We start from the raw sequence: 18,547 nt of genomic DNA, 5'->3' as shown, positions 1-18,547 counted from the left end.
GAAACCACGCGCTCTCGTCTACGGCGACGTCGACCTGAACCTGATCGACGGATCGGCGATCTGGGTGCAGGGCATGGTGCAGGCGCTCGCCCGCGCGGGCTGCGAGGTGACGCTCGTCCTCAAGGCGCCGGTGCGCACCGGGCGCCTCGTCGACCCGCTGCGCGGGCTGCCCGGCGTCACCGTCCGCAGCCCGCACGCCGAGCGCCTGATCGACTCGGACGTCCCGATGAACCCGCAGACGGCCGCGGTGATCCTCGGCCGCGTCGACGCGGAGGAGCCGTTCGACCTCGCCGTCGTGCGCGGCCGCCGGCTCGCCGGGAAGCTGTCCCACACCGGCCTCGCCGGACGGCTGTGGACCTACCTCACCGACGTCCCGCAGTCGGCCGGGGAGTTCGACAACGCCGCCAGGGGCGAGCTGCGCCGCATCGCCGACGCGTCCCGGCTGCTGCTCTGCCAGACCGAGGAGCTGCGCGGCTTCCTGGAGGCCGCCGTCCCCGCGACCGCGGGCAAGAGCGTGCTGTTCCCGCCCGTCGTCGTCCTCCCGGACGGCATGGAGCCGCGCCCCGCCGGGGCCCCGGACGGGCGCGCGCTGCGCCTCGTCTACACCGGCAAGTTCGCGCCGCGCTGGAACACCCTCGAGATGACCGCGCTGCCGGGCCGGCTCGCCCAGCGGGGCGTGGACGCCGAGCTGCACATGGTCGGCGACAAGATCCACGACGATCCGGACGACCCCGGCTACGCGGGCCGGATGCGCGCCGCGCTGGAGAGCGGCCAGGGCGTCGTCTGGCACGGCGGCCACCCGCGCGCCGAGGCGATGCGGCTGACCGCGGGCTGCGACGTCGGCGTGTCGTGGCGGCACCCGGCGCTGGACGCGAGCCTCGAACTGTCGACCAAGCTCCTCGAGTGCGGCATGCTCGGCGTCCCGGTCGTCCTCAACCGGACGCCCATGCACGAGCGGCTGTTCGGCGCCGACTACCCGCTGTTCGCCGCGACCGAGGACGACGTCCTCGACGCGCTCACGATCATCGGCAAGAACCCCGACGTGTTCGACCTCGCCGTCGAGCGCTGCCGGGCCGCCGCCGAGGGGTTCAGCCTCGACGCCGCCGCCGAACGCCTCACCGGCTACCTCACCGAGACGTTCCCCGCGCCCGTCGAGCAGGTCGCGGCGGCCGCGGCCGCGTACCGTCCGGACGCGCGGAAGCTGCGCGTGGGGGTCGCGGGGCACGACCTGAAGTTCTTCACCCGCCTCCTCGACTACCTGAAGTCGCGTCCCGACATGGAGATCCGCGTCGACCACTGGGCGGCGCTCAAGGCCCACGACGCCGACCGCAGCCGCGAGCTGGTCGAGTGGGCCGACGTCGTCATCTGCGAATGGTGCGGCCCGAACGCGCTGTGGTACGCCAAGAACAAGCGCGAGGGGCAGCGCCTCGTCGTCCGGCTGCACCGGTTCGAGCTGTACGCGCCCTGGCCCAAGCAGCTCGACATCGACGCCGTCGACCAGGTCATCTGCGTCAGCCCCCACTACACGGCCCTGACCCGTGAGATGACGGGCTGGCCCGCCGAGAAGGTCGTCACCGTCCCGAACTGGGTGGACGACCGGCAGCTCGACCGGCCGAAGCTCCCGGGCGTGCAGCACCACCTCGGGGTCATCGGCATCGCGCCGTCCCGCAAGCGGCTCGACCTCGCGGTCGACGTGCTGGAGGAGCTGCGCCGCGACGACCCGCGCTTCACCCTCTTCGTCAAGTCCAAGCTCCCGTGGGAGTACTGGTGGATCTGGCAGAAGGACGAGGAGCGCGAGCACTACGAGAAGCTGTTCCGCCGGATCCGGCGCTCGCCGCTGCTGGCGGGCGGCGTCGTGTTCGACTCCTACGGGCGGGACGTCGCGTCCTGGCTGCGCCGGATCGGGTTCGTGCTGTCCACCAGCGACGACGAGAGCTTCCACCTCGCGCCCGCCGAGGGCATGGCCTCCGGCGCGATCCCGGCGCTGCTCCCGTGGCCGGGCTCCGACACGATCTACGACCGCCGGTGGATCCACGACGACCCGTCGGCCATGGCCGCGTCGATCGCCACGACCGTCGCGCTCGGCCGGTTCGAGAGCGACGCCGCCGAGGCACGCGAGCAGGTCCGCACGGCCTACGGCCTCGACGAGGTCTGCCGCCAGTGGACGGACGTGCTGGCGCGGCCCCCGGCGGTGCGGACGGAAACGCCCGCCGCGCCGTAGCCGGGTGCGGTAGCCGCGGAGAGCCGGGGAGCCGCAAAGCTTTCTTGGATCGCCGGTGGCTTATCGGACGCCCTTCCTCGGGAAGTCACGCCGAGGGAGGGCGTCCGACATTTCGCCGAAGGGTGGATCGACCGGCTCCCTCTCCCTGAGAGCGAGAGGAGATCGGGACGGCATGGCACTGTTCCAGCGGCACCACCACGAGTCGGAGGGCACCTGCATGGGGTTCGTCAAGACGAGGGACGGCGAGGACCTCTTCTACAAGGACTGGGGTGCGGGCGACCCCGTCGTGTTCATCCACGGCTGGCCCCTGAACGCCGACGCGTGGGAAGACCAGATGCGGATGGTCGCGATGAACGGCTTCCGCGGCATCGCGCACGACCGGCGCGGGCACGGCCGGTCCAGCCAGCCGTTCACCGGCTACGACTTCGACACCTTCGCCGACGACCTGAACGACCTGATGGAGCACCTCGACCTGCGGAACGCGACGCTCGTCGCGCACTCCATGGGCGGCGGCGAACTCGCCCGCTACATCGGCCGCCACGGCACCGGACGGGTCTCCCGGGCGGTCCTGCTGTCGGCCATCCCGCCGCTGATGCTGCACGGGCCCGGCAACCCCGAGGGCGTCCCCGCGCAGGTCTTCGAGGACATCAAGAAGGGCATCCTCGCCGAGCGCTCGCAGTACTGGATCGACGCGTCCGAGGGGTTCTTCGGCGCGAACCGGCCGGGCAACAAGGTCACCCGGGGGAACCGGGAAGCGTTCTGGTTCATGGCCATGCAGGAGAACATCCAGGCCGGCGTGGCGTGCGTGGACGCGTTCGCCCGCACCGACTTCACCGACGACCTGCGCGCGTTCGACGTCCCCACGATGATCGTGCACGGCGACGACGACCAGATCGTCCCGATCGACGCCACCGGCCGCAAGTCCGCGCAGATCATCCCGAACGCCGAGCTCAAGGTGTACGAGGGCGCCTCGCACGGCATCGCCATGGTGCCCGGCGACAAGGAGCGCTTCAACCGGGACCTGCTCGAGTTCATCAAGCGCTGACGGGCACCGGCGACGTGACGGGCACGCGACGATGAACACGTTCTCGCCGGGCTTCCACCGGCGCGCGGACCGGGCGGCGGGCGACCGCCTGCCGCCCGGCCAGTACCTGACCGACGACTTCCCGGTCCTGTCCGCCGGGCCCACCCCGCGGACCGGCCGGGACGACTGGACGCTGTCCCTGGTGACCGAGACCGGCGACCGGCGGACCTGGACGTGGGCCGAGTTCATGGACCTGCCGCAGGACCGCCCGACCGCCGACATCCACTGCGTCACCCGCTGGTCGAAGTTCGACACCGTCTGGACGGGCGTGTCGCTCGACACGCTCCTCGACGGGGCCGGTGGCGGGGCGGGCGCTCGCGCGGCGCACCTGCTCGCGGTGTGCGACGGCGGATACACCACGAACGTCCCGCTGGCCGACGTGACCGGCGGCCGGGCCTGGATCGCGCACACCTACGGCGACCGGCCGCTGCCGCCCGAGCACGGCGGCCCGGCCCGGCTGCTGATCCCGCACCTGTACTTCTGGAAGTCGGCCAAGTGGGTGCGGGAGCTGCGGCTGCTCACCGAGGACCGGCCCGGCTTCTGGGAGACCGCCGGGTACCACAACTACGGCGACCCGTGGCGCGAGCAGCGCTACACCTGGTCATGAGCGGCGTGTGGTCATGAGCGGCGCGGCCACCGCGCGAGGGACGTCCGCGCCCGTCCGGCCCGCCTGGTACGCGGCGGAGCTGACCGGCGACGCCCGGGAGAACCCGATCACCCGCACGCTGCGGCTGCGGGTGCCGGACTGGCCCGGCCACCTGCCGGGCCAGCACGCCGACGTCCGGCTCACCGCCGACGACGGCTACCGGGCGGTCCGCAGCTACTCGCTCGCCGCGCCCGCGGACGGCGCGAACGTCGAGCTGACCGTGCAGGAGGTCCCGGCCGGGGAGGTGTCGACGTACCTGGTCGAGGGCCTGCCGGTCGGCGCGTCCGTCGAGCTGCTCGGGCCGATCGGGGGCTGGTTCGTCCTGGACCCGGCCGATCCCGCGCCCGTCCTGCTCGTCGCGGGCGGCGCCGGGATCGTCCCGGTCATGTGCATGCTGCGCGCCCGGCGGGACCGGACGGGCGCGCCGCCGTACACCGTCGCGTACTCGCTCCGCTCGCCCGACGTGCTCTGCTACGGCGACGAACTCGGCCGCCTCGCCACGGCGGGCGGCGCGGGCGGCGGCACCCGGCTGATGCTCGCCTACACGCGGCGGGCCCCGTCCGGCCACCCCCGCCCGCCGGGACGCCTGACGCCGTCCGAACTCGCCGCGCTCGGGCCGTCCCCGGACGCGCGGCCGGCCTGCTTCGTGTGCGGCCCCACCGGGTTCGTCGAGGCCGTCGCGGCGACGCTCGTCGACCTCGGCCACGACCCGTCCCGCGTCAAGACCGAACGCTTCGGCCCCAGTGGAGGTTGACGATGACCTGGCAGGAACCCGACGTACGGCCCGCGTTCGCCCGCCGCCCCGCCGCGGAGCCCCCGGCGGCGGCCCCCGTCATGGACGGGCTGCACCTGGACGGCAACGCGCTGGCGGGGCCGCTGAGCAGGCTGTTCGCCCCCGAGATGACCTCGGCCACGGTCCGCTGCGGGGCGTGCGGTCTCGCCGGGCCGCTGGCGGCGGCGCGCCTCTACGCGCACGCGCCCGGCAACGTGCTGCGCTGCCGGGGCTGCGGGACGGCCGTCCTCCGGCTGATCGTCGCGGACGACCGAATCCACCTCGACATGCCGATGGGCACCGCGCTCACCGTGCCCGTACCGCCCGCGGGGGCGTGACGGGCGCGGGTCAGCCGGCGCTGGTGCCGGCGCCCGCCTGGATCCGCTCGAACTCGCCCTCCGGGAGCCGGTCGCGGTACCCGGCGATCTTCTCCTCGAGCGCCGCCATGTTCCGGTTGTAGGCGTGCGTCGCCATCCAGAACTTGTAGATGACCACCAGCTCGAAGAACAGCATCCCGGCGGCGCTGACCGCGACGACCGGGATGATCGCCCCGGAGACGATCGCCGCGGCGACCGGCGCGACGATGAACACGCCCATCTGGAACTCGATGCCGCTGAACAGGTGCGGCCGGATCCGCCCGCGCATGAGCACGTCGCGGACACGGGCGTACCAGGGGAAACGCGTGTAGAGGCCCCGCTGCATGACGGCGTCGGCGGCCTTCTCGGCGGCTTCCTCGCCGACGACCCGGTCCTCGTCCTCCGCCTCGTCGGCGTCCAGCGTCCGCTCCGCCGACGCGAGCCGCGCGCCGACCTCGTCCGGCCCGCCGCCCCCGGCCCGCAGCTCCGCCAGCTCCAGCGACTCGGCCTCCCGGCGCGCCTTCGCCAGCGCGGACCGCATCTGCGCCCGCACCTTGAAGATCTCGAGGGAGTCCATGTAGCGGAGCATGTCGAGGAAGACGACGGCGAGCGCCGTCCACACGTAGGCGACGTTGCCGGTGGCGGCGTACTGCCCGGCCATCAGCGCGATCGCGCAGGCGAGCACCCGCAGCCGGTCGAAGATGTAGTCGAGCCACGCGCCGAACACCGACCCGGTGCCCTTCAGCCGCGCGATCTTGCCGTCCATGCAGTCGAGCGTGAACGACAGGTGGTACAGCAGCGCGCCCGCCAGCAGCCACTGCCAGTCGGCCATCGCGAAGCAGGCCGCGGCCGCCAGGCCGAGGACGAGCGCCGCCACGGTGAGCTGGTTCGGGGTGATGCGGGTCCGGTTGGCGGTGAACCTCACCAGCCGCGCGGCGAGCGGGTCGACGAGCAGCACCGTCCACCACGCGTCACGCGCCTTGTACGTCCGTTGCCGAACGTCGTCGAGCGTGAAGTTCGCCATGGTGGAGTTCCTTTCGTCGTCAGGGCCGTACCGATGCTAGCGACTGACCGGAAGTGGCCTCCGGCATTCTTCCCGACTGTCGCCCGGAGATCCGCGAAACCGCCGGTTCACCTCCCGGACATGTCAGGTATCGCCCGCCGTTCCCGGGACCCGCGCTCCCGGGCCGCGCTCACTGACCGTGCTCACCGGCGGAGGTCGGCGAGGACGTCCTCCCAGTCGGCGGCGACCGAGGAGACGGCGTAGCGCCGCGCGGTGCCGGGCGCGGCGGCGGCCATCCGGTGCCGCAGGCCCTCGTCGTCGATGAGCCGGACGAGCGCGTCCCCGAGGGCGGCCGGGTCGCCGGGCGGGACGAGCAGCCCGTCGTGCCCGGCGGTGATGATCTCGCGGGGGCCGCGCGGGCAGTCGAACGCGACGGCGGGCAGCCCGCAGGCGAAGCCCTCGACGATCGTCATGCCGAACGCCTCGGCGCGGGACGGGACGGCGAGGATCGACGCCTTCGCGAACTCGCTCTCGATGTCGTCCGACGGGCCCATCAGCATGACGTTGTTGTAGAGGCCGAGCCGGGTGACCTGGCGGCGGAGCCGGTCGAGCCGGTCGCCCTTGCCGTGGATCCGCAGCGTCCATTCCGGATGCTTCTCCGCGACCCGGGCGAACGCCGTGATCAGCAGGTCGTAGCCCTTGATCCAGGCGAGCCGGCCCGCCGCCACGACCGTCTTGTTCTCCTGCCGGGAGCGCGGGTACACGCGGTCGGGGAGGCCGTTGCGCAGGGTCCGGACGCGCAGGTCCGGGATGAGGCTCCGGTAGCTGTCGCGGTCCGCCTCGGTCAGCGTGGTGACCGCGTCGAGCTTCGGGTACCAGCGTTCGATCTCGGCCAGGATGCCGGGCTCGTGGATGCCGAGGTGCAGGTGCTCCTGCCCGATGCGGGTGACGCGGGACGGCGCGAAGCGGGCCGCGGCGATGTTGAGGCCCGCGCGGGTCGTGACGAGCACGTCGGCGCGGAGCCGGCGCAGGGCGCGCGGGATGCGCTCGTCGGTCAGCGCGGAGTAGAAGCGGTAGGAGCGCTCCTCCGGATGGACGAGCGTGCTGGGCTCGTCGAGGAGGCGGCGGGCGCGGCCGGGCCGCCAGCCGCCGGGGCGGGCGTCGGCGCGCTCGTCGACGAGGTGGCGCAGCCGCACCCGGTCCGAGAGCGGGAACGCCGGCGCGTCGGAGGTGCGCCGCACGCCGATGATCTCGACGTCGTGGCGCCGGGACAGCTCGTCGGCGAGCGTGAAGGTGCTGCGCACGGTGCCGTCCAGCGTTCCCGCGTTCAGCAGCATGAAGGCGATTCTCATCGGTTGCCGTCCGCGCGCTCGTGGCAGGCGAAGGCGAGCTCGTCCCGCGCGGTGTAGTACGGCCGGACGGACCGGTCCCCGGCGAACTGGCGCGGGTAGGAGACCTTGCCGCGCTTGCCGGGGGCGTCGTCGAGGCGGGTCGCCAACCGCGCGCGGACGCCGGCGGCGTCGAGCCACAGGTCCCAGATGGCGGGCGGCTCGGCGGTGAGGACGTCGATGGGCGCGCACACGCGGAACGCGGTGCCCTCGACGCGCGCGGACCAGGCGACCCGCCATCCGGTGCCGCGGGCGACGGCGACGAGGCGGGCGTCGGCGGGGCGCGGGCCGGTGTAGGCGAGGCGGCCGGTGACCCGGATCTCGCCGCCGCCCGGATGCACCGCGCGGACCTCGGCGTGCGGGACGACCGCGCGGACCGCCAGCCCGACGCGTCCGTCCGGGGCGCGGGTCACGCGGACGGCGCGGTCGCGGGGCCGCTCGGCGTAGGCGAGGAGCCCGTCGAGGGAGAAGCCGGGGTCGTCGGTCAGCAGCGGCCGGGCGATGCTCCCGGCCTCGATGCACGCCTCCCACCGGCCGGTGTCGAGGCCGGCGGCGGGCAGCGTCCACCGGCGCCCGTCGCCGGCGGCCCGCCCCGCCCGGACGGTGCCGGACGCCGCGTGCCGGAGCACGAGGCGCTCCCCGTCGGGCAGGGGCGCGTCCCAGCCGACCGTCAGCACGTCGTCGGTGTCGACCCTGACGTGATTCGCCACAGTTGCCACAAGCGCGGCCCCTCCCCGATGCCGACCGCGAATCGTACCAACCCGGGCCGGGTCGGTACGTCACGGGCGCTACTTCCGCTGCGAACCCTGGTGCGGGAGGGCCGCCCGCAGCCGCCCCTTCGCCGACCGCGCCAGCGTGGGAAGCCTGCCGGGGGAGGCCTCCACCGACAGGTTCCCGCCCTCCGTCCGGTAGAACGCCACGGTGCGCAGCCCGAGCGGCGCGCAGGGGACGCGGTCCGAGCTGCCGGTGACCGCGTTCGGGATCCGGATGCGGACCCGGTCCCCGCCGGACGCCACCTCCAGCCAGGCGTCCCAGCGCCCTGCCGCCAGCCCGCGCGTGTCGAGCAGGGCGGTGAGCAGCAGCCGGTCGCCCGCCTGCTCGCGGTGGACCTCGCCCGCCCGGACCATCCCCCTGGTGCGGTGATCGAGCGCGACGCCGAGCCGGACGCCCGCCGCGGCGGCGGGCGTCGCGGCGGCGTGGCAGCGCACCCGCAGCAGGCCGTCGCGGGCCCAGTCGATCTCGCCGAAGCGCAGCAGCCGGCGGAAACCGGCGACGCCCGGGCTGACGGTGAACGACAGGTTGCCGTAGTCGGTGAGGAACGGGACGACGGCCGCGCCCGTGCCTTCCGCGTGGTGCACGAACCTGCCCTCCGGAAGCGCCAGGTCGGGGGAGCGGTCTGCGCCGACCCTGCCCTCCTTGACGAGGTCGCCGTGCGCCACCCGGACGTGCAGATCCCAGGTGCCGGACGACGGCGGCCCGCCGTGCGCACCGGGCCCCGCGGTGAGATCGGCGGTGAACGCGTCCCCGTCGATCCGGGTGACCGGCAGGTGCTCGGCGCCGGACTTCCGCGAGCGCAGCGGCAGCGTGACCGCCCGCCCGGCGGCGGGCAGCCGGTCGATCGCGGCGGTTCCGCCGGCGCGCAGCACGTCGCCGTCCCACTCCAGCGAGGTCAGGACGCGGCGGAGCGGGAGCCGGTCGGTGACGTCGAAGCAGGCGTCCGGGATCGCGGCTTCGGGATCTCCGTACCCGGGGTAGCGGACGTGCGCGCGGTCCCCGGCGACGGCGAGGGGGACCGGCTCGTCGGCGAGGTCCGCCTCGATGATCTCCGGGATGAGGTCGTGGAGCCCGTGCTGCACGCAGTGGGCGAACAGCCGGAACCTGGGCGGCATCCCCATCCGGACGGCGTCGGTGAGGAACTCGTCGCACAGCGCGCGCACGTTCTCCACCGTCCGCCGCCGGACGTCCTCGCCGAGCAGGAGGTACCGGTCGTTGAACCGGTGCAGGACGTCGCGGTGGAACAGCCGGACGAGCATGCGGTCGCGGATCGGTCCCGGGGGGCGGTGCGACACGACCTGTTCGAGCAGCCGGCGGGCCGCCGTCGGGTAGTAGATCTCGGGCGGTGCGCCGCCCCGCTGCATCATGCTGGTGCCGTCCTGCCGCTCGACCAGGTAGTAGCAGTCGTAGTCGGCGACGACGGACACGCCGGCCGAGTGCAGCAGCGCGTGGACGGTGAAGACCTTGTCCTGCCCGGAGGGCGCGTCCTCGGGGAACCGCAGCCGGTGCTCGTCGACGAGCGTCCTGCGGAACAGCTTCTGCGCGCTGAGCGACCTGCGGAAGATGTCGTAGTGCGGGTCGTCGACGGTGACGTGCGGGATGTTGTCGGTGAACCGGGGCGCGCCCCGGCCCACGCCGACGTAGTTGCCGATCACGATGTCGGTGCCCTGCTCGTCGCCCACCGCGCACATCCGCTCCAGGGCCTGCGGGCCGAGGCGGTCGTCGGCGTCGAGGAAGAACAGGTACTCGCCGCGGGCCCGCTCGATGCCGACGTTGCGCGGGCCGCCGGAGCCGCCCGAGTTCGCGCGCCGCAGCACGGTGAGCCGCGGGTGGAGTCCGGCCAGCCGGGCCAGTTCCTTGTCGCTGCCGTCGGTGGAGCCGTCGTCCACCGCGATCACCTCGACGAGTTCCGGCGGCATCGACTGCTCCAGGGCGCTCTCCAGCGCCTCGGCCACCGTCGGGAGGCAGTCGTACACGGGCACGATCACGCTGACCTTGGGCGGGCCGGCTTCCGGGGGGATCACTCGGGTTTCCTTCACTTTCTGCGGGCGAGGCTCAGCCGGACGACCCGAAGACGCGGTCGACCGTGCGGGCGGCCGCGTGGCCGTCGTCGAGCGGGCAGAACCGCGCGACGAAGTCGTCGTAGCGGGCGGCGTGCCCCGCCGTGGCGTCCTCGACGTCCCGGATCGCGTCGATCAGGTCGTCGGAGGTCTCCACCAGCGGACCGGGCGCCTCCGCCTCGAAGTCGAAGTAGAAGCCCCGGAGCCGGTCGCGGTAGTCGGCCAGGTCGTAGGTGAAGAACAGCATCGGGCGCCGGGTGTTGGCGTAGTCGAACATCACCGACGAGTAGTCGCTGATCATCATGTCGGAGATCAGGTACAGCTCCGTGATGTCGGGGTACAGCGACACGTCCCGCACGAAGCCGTCCGGGTCCTCCTGGACGCCGTCCACCACGTTGCTGTGCAGCCGGATGAGCAGGACGTGGTCGTCACCGAGGGCGGCGCGCGCGCGGTCCAGGTCCAGGCGCATGTCGTGCTTGTACCGGCCGCGGCTGTAGTACTGGTCGTCGCGCCACGTCGGCGCGTACAGCACGACCCGCTTGCCCTCCGGGATGCCCAGCCGGGACCGGACCTGCTTGGCGACGGCGTCCGCGTCGGGGCTGTGCAGCAGGTCGTTGCGCGGGTACCCGACCTCCAGCATCTCGCCCTTGAACGCGAACGCGCGCTTGAAGATCTCGGTGCTGAACGGGTTCGGCGACAGCAGGTGGCTCCACTCGGGCACGGCCGGGCCGGACGGCCCCTTGTCCTTGCTCTGCAGCGCGGACTTCATCCCCGGCGCGTACGCGAAGTGGACCTCCTTGACGTCCCGCCCGATCTTCTTCAGCGGGGTGCCGTGCCAGGTCTGCAGGACGGTCTGGTCGGGGTGCCGCTGGAACCAGTCGCCGAGCCGGTGGTTGGTGACGATGTACCGGGACGTCGACACCGCCTCCTGCCACTCCTTGCCGTTCAGCCGGACGGCGTTCAGCGTGTCGGGCAGCTCGGCCTGCGCGTCGTTGACGACCCACAGCTGCTCGAGGTCCGACCCGCGGCGCAGCAGCTCCTCGTGGATCGACTTCGGGCTGTCGGAGAACTGGCGGCCGTTGAAGCAGGAGAACAGCACGGCGTCGCGGAGCCCGTCGCGGGCGACCCGCTTGCGGGCCTCCTCCCGGTACTTGGCGCCGGCGCTCTTCTCCTCGCTCGACACGTCCCCGGTGACGGCCACGACGAGCCGCCCGTTCCTGGTCTCCAGCTCGTAGCCGCGCCGCGCCACCTCCAGCGGCCCCGGCAGCGTGCGCTGCGCGGCCTCGGCCAGCCGGACGGTCAGCGCCCGCTCGCCGGGCGGCCGGAACAGCACGTCCCAGCGGCCGGGCCGCAGCGGCAGGACGCCCGCCACGCTCGGCACCGCCGCCGCCGGGACCTCCGCGCGCAGCACCCCGGAGCCGTCCGCGACCAGGTCGAACGCGAACTCCTTGCGGCGCCCCCGGCTGCGCAGGACGATCTGCCCGGACGCGTGCGCGGTGTGCGTCGCGGCCAGCGACAGGGTCCCGTCGGGACGCCACACGCAGTCGTCCACCGACAGCCGCGTCGTCGCCCGCCGCACCCGCACGTACCCGTTCGGGCCGCGGCCCGCGCTCACCTCCAGCGCACCGAACGTGCGCGCCGCCTCCTGCACGCCCTCGGCGAGGACGAGCGGGCGGCCCTCGCGGTCGGCCTCGCCGTGCGGTACCGACAGCGCCCAGTCGCGGGTGTCGTCGATCGAGTCCGGGTCGATGTCCACGTCGAGCGCGTCCGGGTCGACGCGCGCCGACCAGCCGCCCGGCCGGGCCGTCACCGGGACGGGGACGCGCGAGTCGCCCAGCGTCAGCACGGCCTCGGCGGGCGGCTCGCCCGCCGACTCCACCTCGACGACGAGCGTCCGGCCGTCCCAGCGCAGCGCCGTCGCCTTCTCCCGGACGTGCTCCACCTGCACGACCAGGTTGCCGTCCACGACCTTCGGGACGACGCGCACGTCGTCGGCGACGTACCGGTAGGGCGGGGTCGCGCCCGTCCCCGAGCCGCCGCCGCGCACCGGGCCCTGCCGGAACACGCCCGCGTTCAGCACCGCGGCGTGCACCTCCCAGGTGCCCTCGGCCCAGCCGCCGCGCTCCTTCAGCTTCGCCGCCTCCAGCGCGAACTCGAAGCCGGTCCAGCCGCCGGACGACTTGCCCGGCTTGGGCGTCTGCCGCGCCCGCGCGGTGATCTTGCGGCGGCCGTTGCGCAGCGTCACGGTCTTGATCGCCGTCCAGCGGCGGCGCGAGCTGACCGAGTTGATGTAGGCCTCGCCGGTGACGACGAGCCGGTCGTCCTCCCAGCGGACGGCGTGCGCCCGGCCGCGCATCTTCACCTCGTCGCGCGCCCGGTACACGTCGCGGGGGACGTCGACCTTGGCGTCCTTCCAGTACGGGTAGACGACGTAGCGGCGCAGCGGGTCCCGGACGATCGACGGCGAGGACTTGCCGCGCTCGTACCGGACGACCTTCACCAGCTCCATCGTGTGGCCTTCGGCCGCGAGGTGCCACTTCAGCCGGGCCAGCGCGGGCGCCTCCGCGAACACCTTCGCCGACACGCCCTTCGCGTACGCCGCGGCGAGCGCGACGACCTGCTCCCGCTCGTCCCCGGACAGGTCCGGCATGGCGTCCAGGAACGTCTTCAGCTCGTTCGTGACGAGCGCGAGCTGCAGCTGCCGCAGCGCCTTGGCGTCACCGCGCTCGGCGACGAAGGTGGTGGCGAGGTTCGCCGCCGCGAAGCCGTCCGCGATCTCCTGCAGCTCGGTCGTCGGCGCGTACCGCCGCGACCGCCGGTGCAGGACGACGTCCGGCACGACGTCGACGGACTTGGCCAGGTGCAGCGCCCGCACCATGACCGGCAGGTCGTCGTCGCGGGCGAGGTCGGGGAACTCCAGGCCGTGGGCGTCCCAGAACGAGCGCCGCAGCAGCGCCCCGACGATCTTGCGGTCGGCCAGCAGGCCGGGGCTGCGGTGCAGGTCGGTGGCCGTCGCCGGCGCGGCCGTGTCGCCGCGCGCCTTCCACTGCGACACCTGGCCGGTCCACTTGAGGGACGCGTCCGGGCCCTTCGCCAGCTCGGCGCCGGACGTCTCGAGCGCCCCGTGCAGCGCCGCGACCGCGTCCGGCGGCATCGCGTCGCCGGAGTCGGCGAACAGCAGGAACTCGCCGGTGCTCTCGGCCACCCCCAGGTTGCGGGCCGCGCCCCGGCTCGGCGCCCCCGTGCGGATCAGCCGGAACCGGTCGTCGGGCAGGGGCGCCCGCGCGGCCGTCCCGGTGCCGTCGTCCACGACCAGGACCTCCAGGTCGCCGAACGTCTGGACCGAGAGCGACTCCAGGGCGTCGCCGAGGTCGTCCCCGGCGCCGTGGGAGAGCACGATGACGCTGATACGGGCGGTCATGCCCACTCCTTCGTGAGCTGGCGAGCCGGATGCGGGCTCCGGCCGCGGACGGTCATGGGGGGTGCGACGGTCCGGCGCGCGGGGCTCAGGACGCGCCGGAGGCGGCGCCGGACGCGGACGCCTCCGCGGGGGCGGCGACCGGCGGGAGCTTCTCGCCGAGGAAGACGCGGCGCACGGCCCGCTCGGCCGCGTTGCCGTCGTCCCACGGGCAGAAACGGGCGCGGAAGGCCTCCAGGCTCTTCGTCGCCGCGTCGCCCCACGCCGACCGCGAGACGAACGCGTCGACGAGTTCGGACTCGGTGCGGGCGACGATGCCGGGCGGGAACTCGGTCAGGTCGAAGTTCACGCCCCGGGTGAGCCGGTAGGTCTCCCAGTCGTTGGCGTAGATCACGATCGGCTTGCCGAGGTTGGCGTAGTCGAACATCACCGACGAGTAGTCGGTGAGCAGCGCGTCCGACGCGATGGACAGGTCCTCGACCGACGGGTGCTTCGACACGTCGATCACCCGGTCCTCGGGCCAGCCCAGGTCGGCGGCCATGTCCTTGAGCTTGTAGAAGTAGTGCGCCCGCAGCAGCAGGACGTGGTCGTCGCCGAGATCCTCGACGACCCGCCCGATGTCGAACATGGGGCTGTAGCGGCGCTGGTAGTCGCGGTGCGTCGGCGCGTACAGGATCGCCGTCCTGCCCTCGGGGATGCCGAGGTCGGCGCGCAGCCGCACCCGGTCCTTGTCGGTGGCGCGGACCAGCTGGTCGTTGCGCGGGTAGCCGATCTCCAGCATCTCGTAGCGGCACGGGTACGCCCGCTCCCACGCCTCGCTGGACAGCGGGTTGGACGAGACGAGGTAGTCCCAGCGGTCGCATCGCTCGATGAGGGCCTTGAAGTCCATGTCGGCGGCGCCGACCGGGTACTCCATCTGGTCGAGGCCCATCTTCTTCAGCGGCGTCCCGTGCTGGGTCTCCAGGTGCACCTGCCCCGGCCGCTTGACGAGGTGGTCGGGGAAGTTGACGTTGTTGACGAAGTACTTGGCCGAGGCGATCGTCCGGTAGTACTCCGCCGACCCCGCCACCACGTACTCCACGCCCTCGGGCATGCCCTTGCGGCCGCCGGGCTTCACGATCCACACGCAGCGGATGTGCGGGGCCAGTTCCCGCACCTTCTCGTAGATCGCGGCGGGGTTGCAGGCGTAGCCGCGGTACCAGTAGGCGGCGAAGACGGCGAGGTTCTCCTCGATCGGCATCCGCAGCCGCATCTGGTAGAAGTACCGCTCCTTCGCGACCTGCTTGGAGCGGACGACGCCGCGCTTCTGCAGCTTGCGGACCTTGCGCCCGCCCTTCTTCGCCTTCGTCGTCAGCTTCGGCCCGCTGAGCCGCTCCCACGCCCGGAAGTCGTTGCGCTCGATCGCCCGGTGCTTGTCGGCCAGGCGCGGCTCGTCGTCCGGCGGGACGTGCCCCTGCGGCTTGTACCGGTTGTACCAGGCGGACATCTCGGTGAAGTAGCGCTGCTTCTCCGACGCGACGATGCGGTCGGGCCGCTCGATGATGACGAGCAGGTGCCAGATCGCCCGGTTGAACATCGTGGGCCGGAACCGGTCCGCGTCCGGGCCCAGCCGGTCCATGAACGCGAAGATGCGGTCGTACTGGTCGAACGCGTCGAAGTGCTTGGCGCTCGCCGTCTTGGTGATCGCGCCGCTCCGGCGCTGCCGGTAGATGTAGCAGACCCGGTCCAGGAGGCTGATCCGCTCGGCCGCCATCAGGATCGGGTAGGTGATGCTGACGTCCTCGTAGTAGCCGCTGTTGGACCGCAGCCCGGTGCCGATCAGGAACTCGCGGCGGATCGCCCGGTTCCAGATCGAGGTGAACATCTCCAGGCACTGCGGACGCTCGGCGAGCGTGAACACGTCCGGCGCGGGCGGCTCCCGGAACAGGTGGTTGATGATGCTGCGCTTGACCCGGCCGTTCCAGTACGAGCGCGCGTAGTCGAACATCAGGACGTCCGGGCGCGTCTCGGCGAGCCGGTCGAGGATCGCGCGGACGGCGCCCTCGGTGGCGTAGTCGTCGCTGTCGAAGAACCAGACGTAGTCGCCCGTCGCCATGTCGAGCCCGACGTTGCGGGCCTGGCCGAGCCCGACGTTCTCGGTGAGGTGACGGACCCGCACCCGCGAGTCGCGCTCGGCGAACTCGTCGAGGATGAGCCCGCAGGCGTCCGGGGAGCAGTCGTCGATCGCGATGACCTCGAGGTTCGGGATGCCCGGCTCGAGGATCGACTCCATGCACTGCCGCAGGTAGCCCTGGACCTTGTGCACCGGGACGATGATGCTCAACGAGACGTCGTTCTCGGAGACGCCGTTGTTGTCACTGCTCACGCGCTGGCCAATCGGTTAACGGGAGAGGAAGGAAAGGTAGCCGCTAGCGTAGATCGATACTACGTCCTGCTTTGCCGTGGCTTGAGAAGCCAGTCGACTCGGGGCTCGACCGCCCAGCGGAACAGCCGCCGCACCGGCGAGGTGCCGAGCAGGACGCCCAGCGCGACGGCGCTCAGCGTCACCGCGACGAGGCCCGCCGGGGTGTGCAGCGCCTCGGCCTCGAAGTAGCCGCCGTAGTCGAAGATTTTCACGACGAGGCCGTGCAGGAGGTAGATGAACATCGTCCGCGTGCCCATCGCGGTGAACCACGTCGTCTTGCGCGGGATCACCGCGAGGAACGCGGCGCCCAGCAGCAGGGCCGCGAGCATCGCCGCGAAGCGCAGGCCCATGCCCTCCAGGGCCGCGTAGTCCATGTCCTCGTAGCCCCGGTTCCACCAGAGCAGATCGGAGTTGATCTCCGGGACGATCGTGCCGAGCTGCCAGACGTAGGCGATCGGCAGCGCCGCGACCAGCACGGCGGCGCCCGCCCACCGCGCCCACCGGGCCCGCAGCCACTGGATGCGGGCGGGATCGACGGTCAGGCCGAGCACGAAGAACGGCAGCAGCCCGACGGTCCGGGCGACCGTACCGTCCGCGTTGAACGCCCAGCTCCCGGCGATCAGGCACAGTACGACCGACACGGTCGTCGGGTGGCGCAGCTGGGCCCACAGCGGCGCGCTCAGCCGCCAGAACACCATGGCGACCAGGAACCACATCAGGTAGTGCGGGCGGAACAGCTCGTGCAGGTCGAAATCCGCCCCGTTGATGAACACGAGCTGCAGCCGGTACGGCACGATGAAGATCAGGTACGGGACGACCAGCGTCGGCAGGATGCTGCGGAACTTGTCGGTCGACCGCATGAAGCCGCGCGAGAAGAAGCCCGAGATGAACACGAACACCGGCATGTGGAACGCGTAGAGCACGGTGTACGCCGCGGCCACGGCGTGGCTCTCGCCGAAGTTGGCCCAGACGTGGCCGACCACGACGAGCACGGCCGCGCAGAACTTCGCGTTGTCGAAGTAGGCGTCCCGGCGTCCGGCCGGCCGGCCCGGGGGCTCGGCGGGGCCTTGGGGGGCCTCCGTCCCGGAGGACGGCGACGGGGAGCTGGGGGAAGCAGAGGTAACAGCCATATTTCCGAGGGGAGACGTCACAGTGCCGCGGGGGTAACGACTAGGTCACTGTACTGGCGCTCCGGCCGCCCGGCGGCCGTTTCACGTCTTTCGCCGGGCTGTGCCGGATTTTCCAGGGCCGCTCGGGCCCGCTCCGCGCCGGCCGGCCCGGCTACTTCTTCTTCGGACGCCGGAGCGGCGTGAAAATCCAGGTCAGCTTCGGCTCCAGCGCCCACCGCATGGACCGGACGACCGGCGGCGTGCAGAGCACCGTCACGACCACGGCGGCCGTCACGACCGCGGCCAGGATGCCGGGCTCGGTGTTCAGCCAGCCGATGTCCCACCCGTCGGTGAAGTTCATCGCACGGGTCAGGAAGCCGTGCAGCAGGTAGCCGTACAGGGTGGCGGCGCCGAGCCCGGTGAACCAGTGCTTGCGGCGCGGCACGACCGCCAGGAACGCGGCGACCAGGGTGATCGCGGCGGCGAACATCGCCACCCGCATCACCGTGCCGGTGACGTTGGCGACGCCCAGCTCCTCGTGCGTGTGCCGCCAGAAGATCCAGTCGATGTTCATGCGGTCCATCGCCAGGTAGGCGAACCCCAGCCCGCCGGCCAGGACGACCGCGCCGATGGGCCGCGCGACCGGCCGCTTGAGCACCTCGAAGTGCTCCGGCCGGAGCACGAGCCCGAGGACGTAGAACGGCAGCAGCCCGAGCACCCGGTGCAGGCCGAGCGTCGAGCCGAGTTCGCCCGTGTACGACAGCAGCGCGATGACCAGTGACAGCGCCACCGGCCAGCGGACCTGCTGCCACACCGGGGTCGACAGCCGCCACATGAACAGCGCGAGCAGGAACCAGGTGAGGAAGTAGGGCTCGAGGAGGCTCACCTCCAGCCGCCCGCCGGTGCCCGCCCAGTCGTAGAGCGAGTAGGCGATCTCGAACAGCACGTAGGGCACCCCGACGGCCGTGATGAGCCGCCGGGCCTTGCCGCCCGAGAACGTCCAGTTCCGCGACATGTAGCCGGTGAGCACGATGAACACCGGCATGTGGAACATGTAGATGAACAGGTACAGGCCCTTGGCCAGCGGCACGTTCTGCAGGTAGGCGATGGAGTGCCCGATCGCCACCAGCACGATCGCGAAGTACTTCGCGTTGTCGAAGAACGGGTCGCGCTGCTTGCGCGGCCGGGGCGCCGCGGGCGGGGGGCCGGCGGGCGCCGGGACCGCGGGGGCGTCCACCGGGGGCGAGGCCACCGGGTGGGAAGCCGCCGGGGAGGCCCCGTCCGGCGCGGGGGCACCCGGCGGCGGGACCGT

General features: G+C 72.7%; 13 protein-coding genes. 5 read left to right on the top strand and 8 right to left on the bottom strand.

Annotation, left to right across the window (positions count from 1 at the left end; translation table 11 throughout):
• Positions 1-73: 73 nt before the first annotated feature.
• The 5 genes from F7P10_RS12000 (at position 74) to F7P10_RS11980 (ending at position 5,061) form a co-directional block, all read left to right on the top strand.
• Positions 74-2,221: a glycosyltransferase family 1 protein gene (locus F7P10_RS12000; RefSeq protein ID WP_254716754.1), complete on the top strand. Its 2,148-nt coding sequence runs from the start codon at positions 74-76 to the stop codon at positions 2,219-2,221.
• 217 nt (positions 2,222-2,438) lie between these two features.
• Positions 2,439-3,266, top strand: coding sequence for an alpha/beta fold hydrolase (locus tag F7P10_RS11995; RefSeq protein ID WP_151017986.1), 828 nt, complete (start codon positions 2,439-2,441; stop codon positions 3,264-3,266).
• 31 nt (positions 3,267-3,297) lie between these two features.
• Positions 3,298-3,912: a molybdopterin-dependent oxidoreductase gene (locus tag F7P10_RS11990; RefSeq protein ID WP_151009420.1), complete on the top strand. Its 615-nt coding sequence runs from the start codon at positions 3,298-3,300 to the stop codon at positions 3,910-3,912.
• A 13-nt stretch (positions 3,913-3,925) separates the two neighbouring features.
• Entirely contained in the window at positions 3,926-4,705 is a 780-nt protein-coding gene (locus F7P10_RS11985; protein WP_151009419.1) for an FAD-binding oxidoreductase, read from the top strand.
• A 2-nt stretch (positions 4,706-4,707) separates the two neighbouring features.
• Positions 4,708-5,061, top strand: a complete 354-nt coding sequence (locus tag F7P10_RS11980; RefSeq protein ID WP_254716555.1) for a DUF6510 family protein — start codon at positions 4,708-4,710, stop codon at positions 5,059-5,061.
• A gap of 10 nt (positions 5,062-5,071) precedes the next feature.
• On the opposite strand, the gene F7P10_RS11975 is transcribed toward F7P10_RS11980, so the two are convergent.
• From F7P10_RS11975 to F7P10_RS11940, 8 genes are all read right to left on the bottom strand, one after another.
• Positions 5,072-6,103: a CDP-alcohol phosphatidyltransferase family protein gene (locus F7P10_RS11975; protein ID WP_151009418.1), complete on the bottom strand. Its 1,032-nt coding sequence runs from the start codon at positions 6,101-6,103 to the stop codon at positions 5,072-5,074.
• Between the two features lie 182 nt (positions 6,104-6,285).
• Positions 6,286-7,419 (bottom strand): glycosyltransferase family 4 protein, encoded by a 1,134-nt coding sequence (locus F7P10_RS11970; protein WP_176611434.1) that lies wholly within the window; start codon positions 7,417-7,419, stop codon positions 6,286-6,288.
• An 11-nt stretch (positions 7,420-7,430) separates the two neighbouring features.
• Entirely contained in the window at positions 7,431-8,180 is a 750-nt protein-coding gene (locus tag F7P10_RS11965; RefSeq protein ID WP_151009416.1) for a hypothetical protein, read from the bottom strand.
• 78 nt (positions 8,181-8,258) lie between these two features.
• Positions 8,259-10,268, bottom strand: a complete 2,010-nt coding sequence (locus F7P10_RS11960; protein ID WP_176611433.1) for a glycosyltransferase family 2 protein — start codon at positions 10,266-10,268, stop codon at positions 8,259-8,261.
• 31 nt (positions 10,269-10,299) lie between these two features.
• Positions 10,300-13,725, bottom strand: coding sequence for a CDP-glycerol glycerophosphotransferase family protein (locus F7P10_RS11955; protein WP_151009414.1), 3,426 nt, complete (start codon positions 13,723-13,725; stop codon positions 10,300-10,302).
• 85 nt (positions 13,726-13,810) lie between these two features.
• Positions 13,811-16,087 carry a bifunctional glycosyltransferase family 2 protein/CDP-glycerol:glycerophosphate glycerophosphotransferase gene (locus F7P10_RS11950; RefSeq protein WP_218040467.1) on the bottom strand — a complete coding sequence of 759 codons (2,277 nt, stop codon included), beginning with the start codon at positions 16,085-16,087 and terminating at the stop codon, positions 13,811-13,813.
• A gap of 59 nt (positions 16,088-16,146) precedes the next feature.
• On the bottom strand, positions 16,147-17,256 hold the full coding sequence (locus F7P10_RS11945) for an acyltransferase family protein (RefSeq protein ID WP_151009413.1): 1,110 nt from the start codon (positions 17,254-17,256) through the stop codon (positions 16,147-16,149).
• Positions 17,257-17,407: 151 nt separating this feature from the next.
• Positions 17,408-18,472, bottom strand: coding sequence for an acyltransferase family protein (locus tag F7P10_RS11940; RefSeq protein ID WP_254716554.1), 1,065 nt, complete (start codon positions 18,470-18,472; stop codon positions 17,408-17,410).
• Positions 18,473-18,547: the final 75 nt, after the last annotated feature.

It is taken from the genome of Actinomadura sp. WMMB 499 (assembly GCF_008824145.1).
Classification (GTDB): domain Bacteria; phylum Actinomycetota; class Actinomycetes; order Streptosporangiales; family Streptosporangiaceae; genus Spirillospora.
This window is presented reverse-complemented; position numbering and strand designations above follow the sequence as displayed.

Coding starts and splice junctions, on each gene's coding strand:
- F7P10_RS11985 (WP_151009419.1), top strand. CDS start 3,926: ATGAGCGGCGCGGCCACCGCGCGAGGGACGTCCGCGCCCGTCCGGCCC.
- F7P10_RS11980 (WP_254716555.1), top strand. CDS start 4,708: ATGACCTGGCAGGAACCCGACGTACGGCCCGCGTTCGCCCGCCGCCCC.
- F7P10_RS11970 (WP_176611434.1), bottom strand. CDS start 7,419: ATGCTGCTGAACGCGGGAACGCTGGACGGCACCGTGCGCAGCACCTTC.
- F7P10_RS11990 (WP_151009420.1), top strand. CDS start 3,298: ATGAACACGTTCTCGCCGGGCTTCCACCGGCGCGCGGACCGGGCGGCG.
- F7P10_RS11955 (WP_151009414.1), bottom strand. CDS start 13,725: ATGACCGCCCGTATCAGCGTCATCGTGCTCTCCCACGGCGCCGGGGAC.
- F7P10_RS11995 (WP_151017986.1), top strand. CDS start 2,439: ATGGGGTTCGTCAAGACGAGGGACGGCGAGGACCTCTTCTACAAGGAC.
- F7P10_RS11945 (WP_151009413.1), bottom strand. CDS start 17,256: ATGGCTGTTACCTCTGCTTCCCCCAGCTCCCCGTCGCCGTCCTCCGGG.
- F7P10_RS12000 (WP_254716754.1), top strand. CDS start 74: ATGGTGCAGGCGCTCGCCCGCGCGGGCTGCGAGGTGACGCTCGTCCTC.
- F7P10_RS11975 (WP_151009418.1), bottom strand. CDS start 6,103: ATGGCGAACTTCACGCTCGACGACGTTCGGCAACGGACGTACAAGGCG.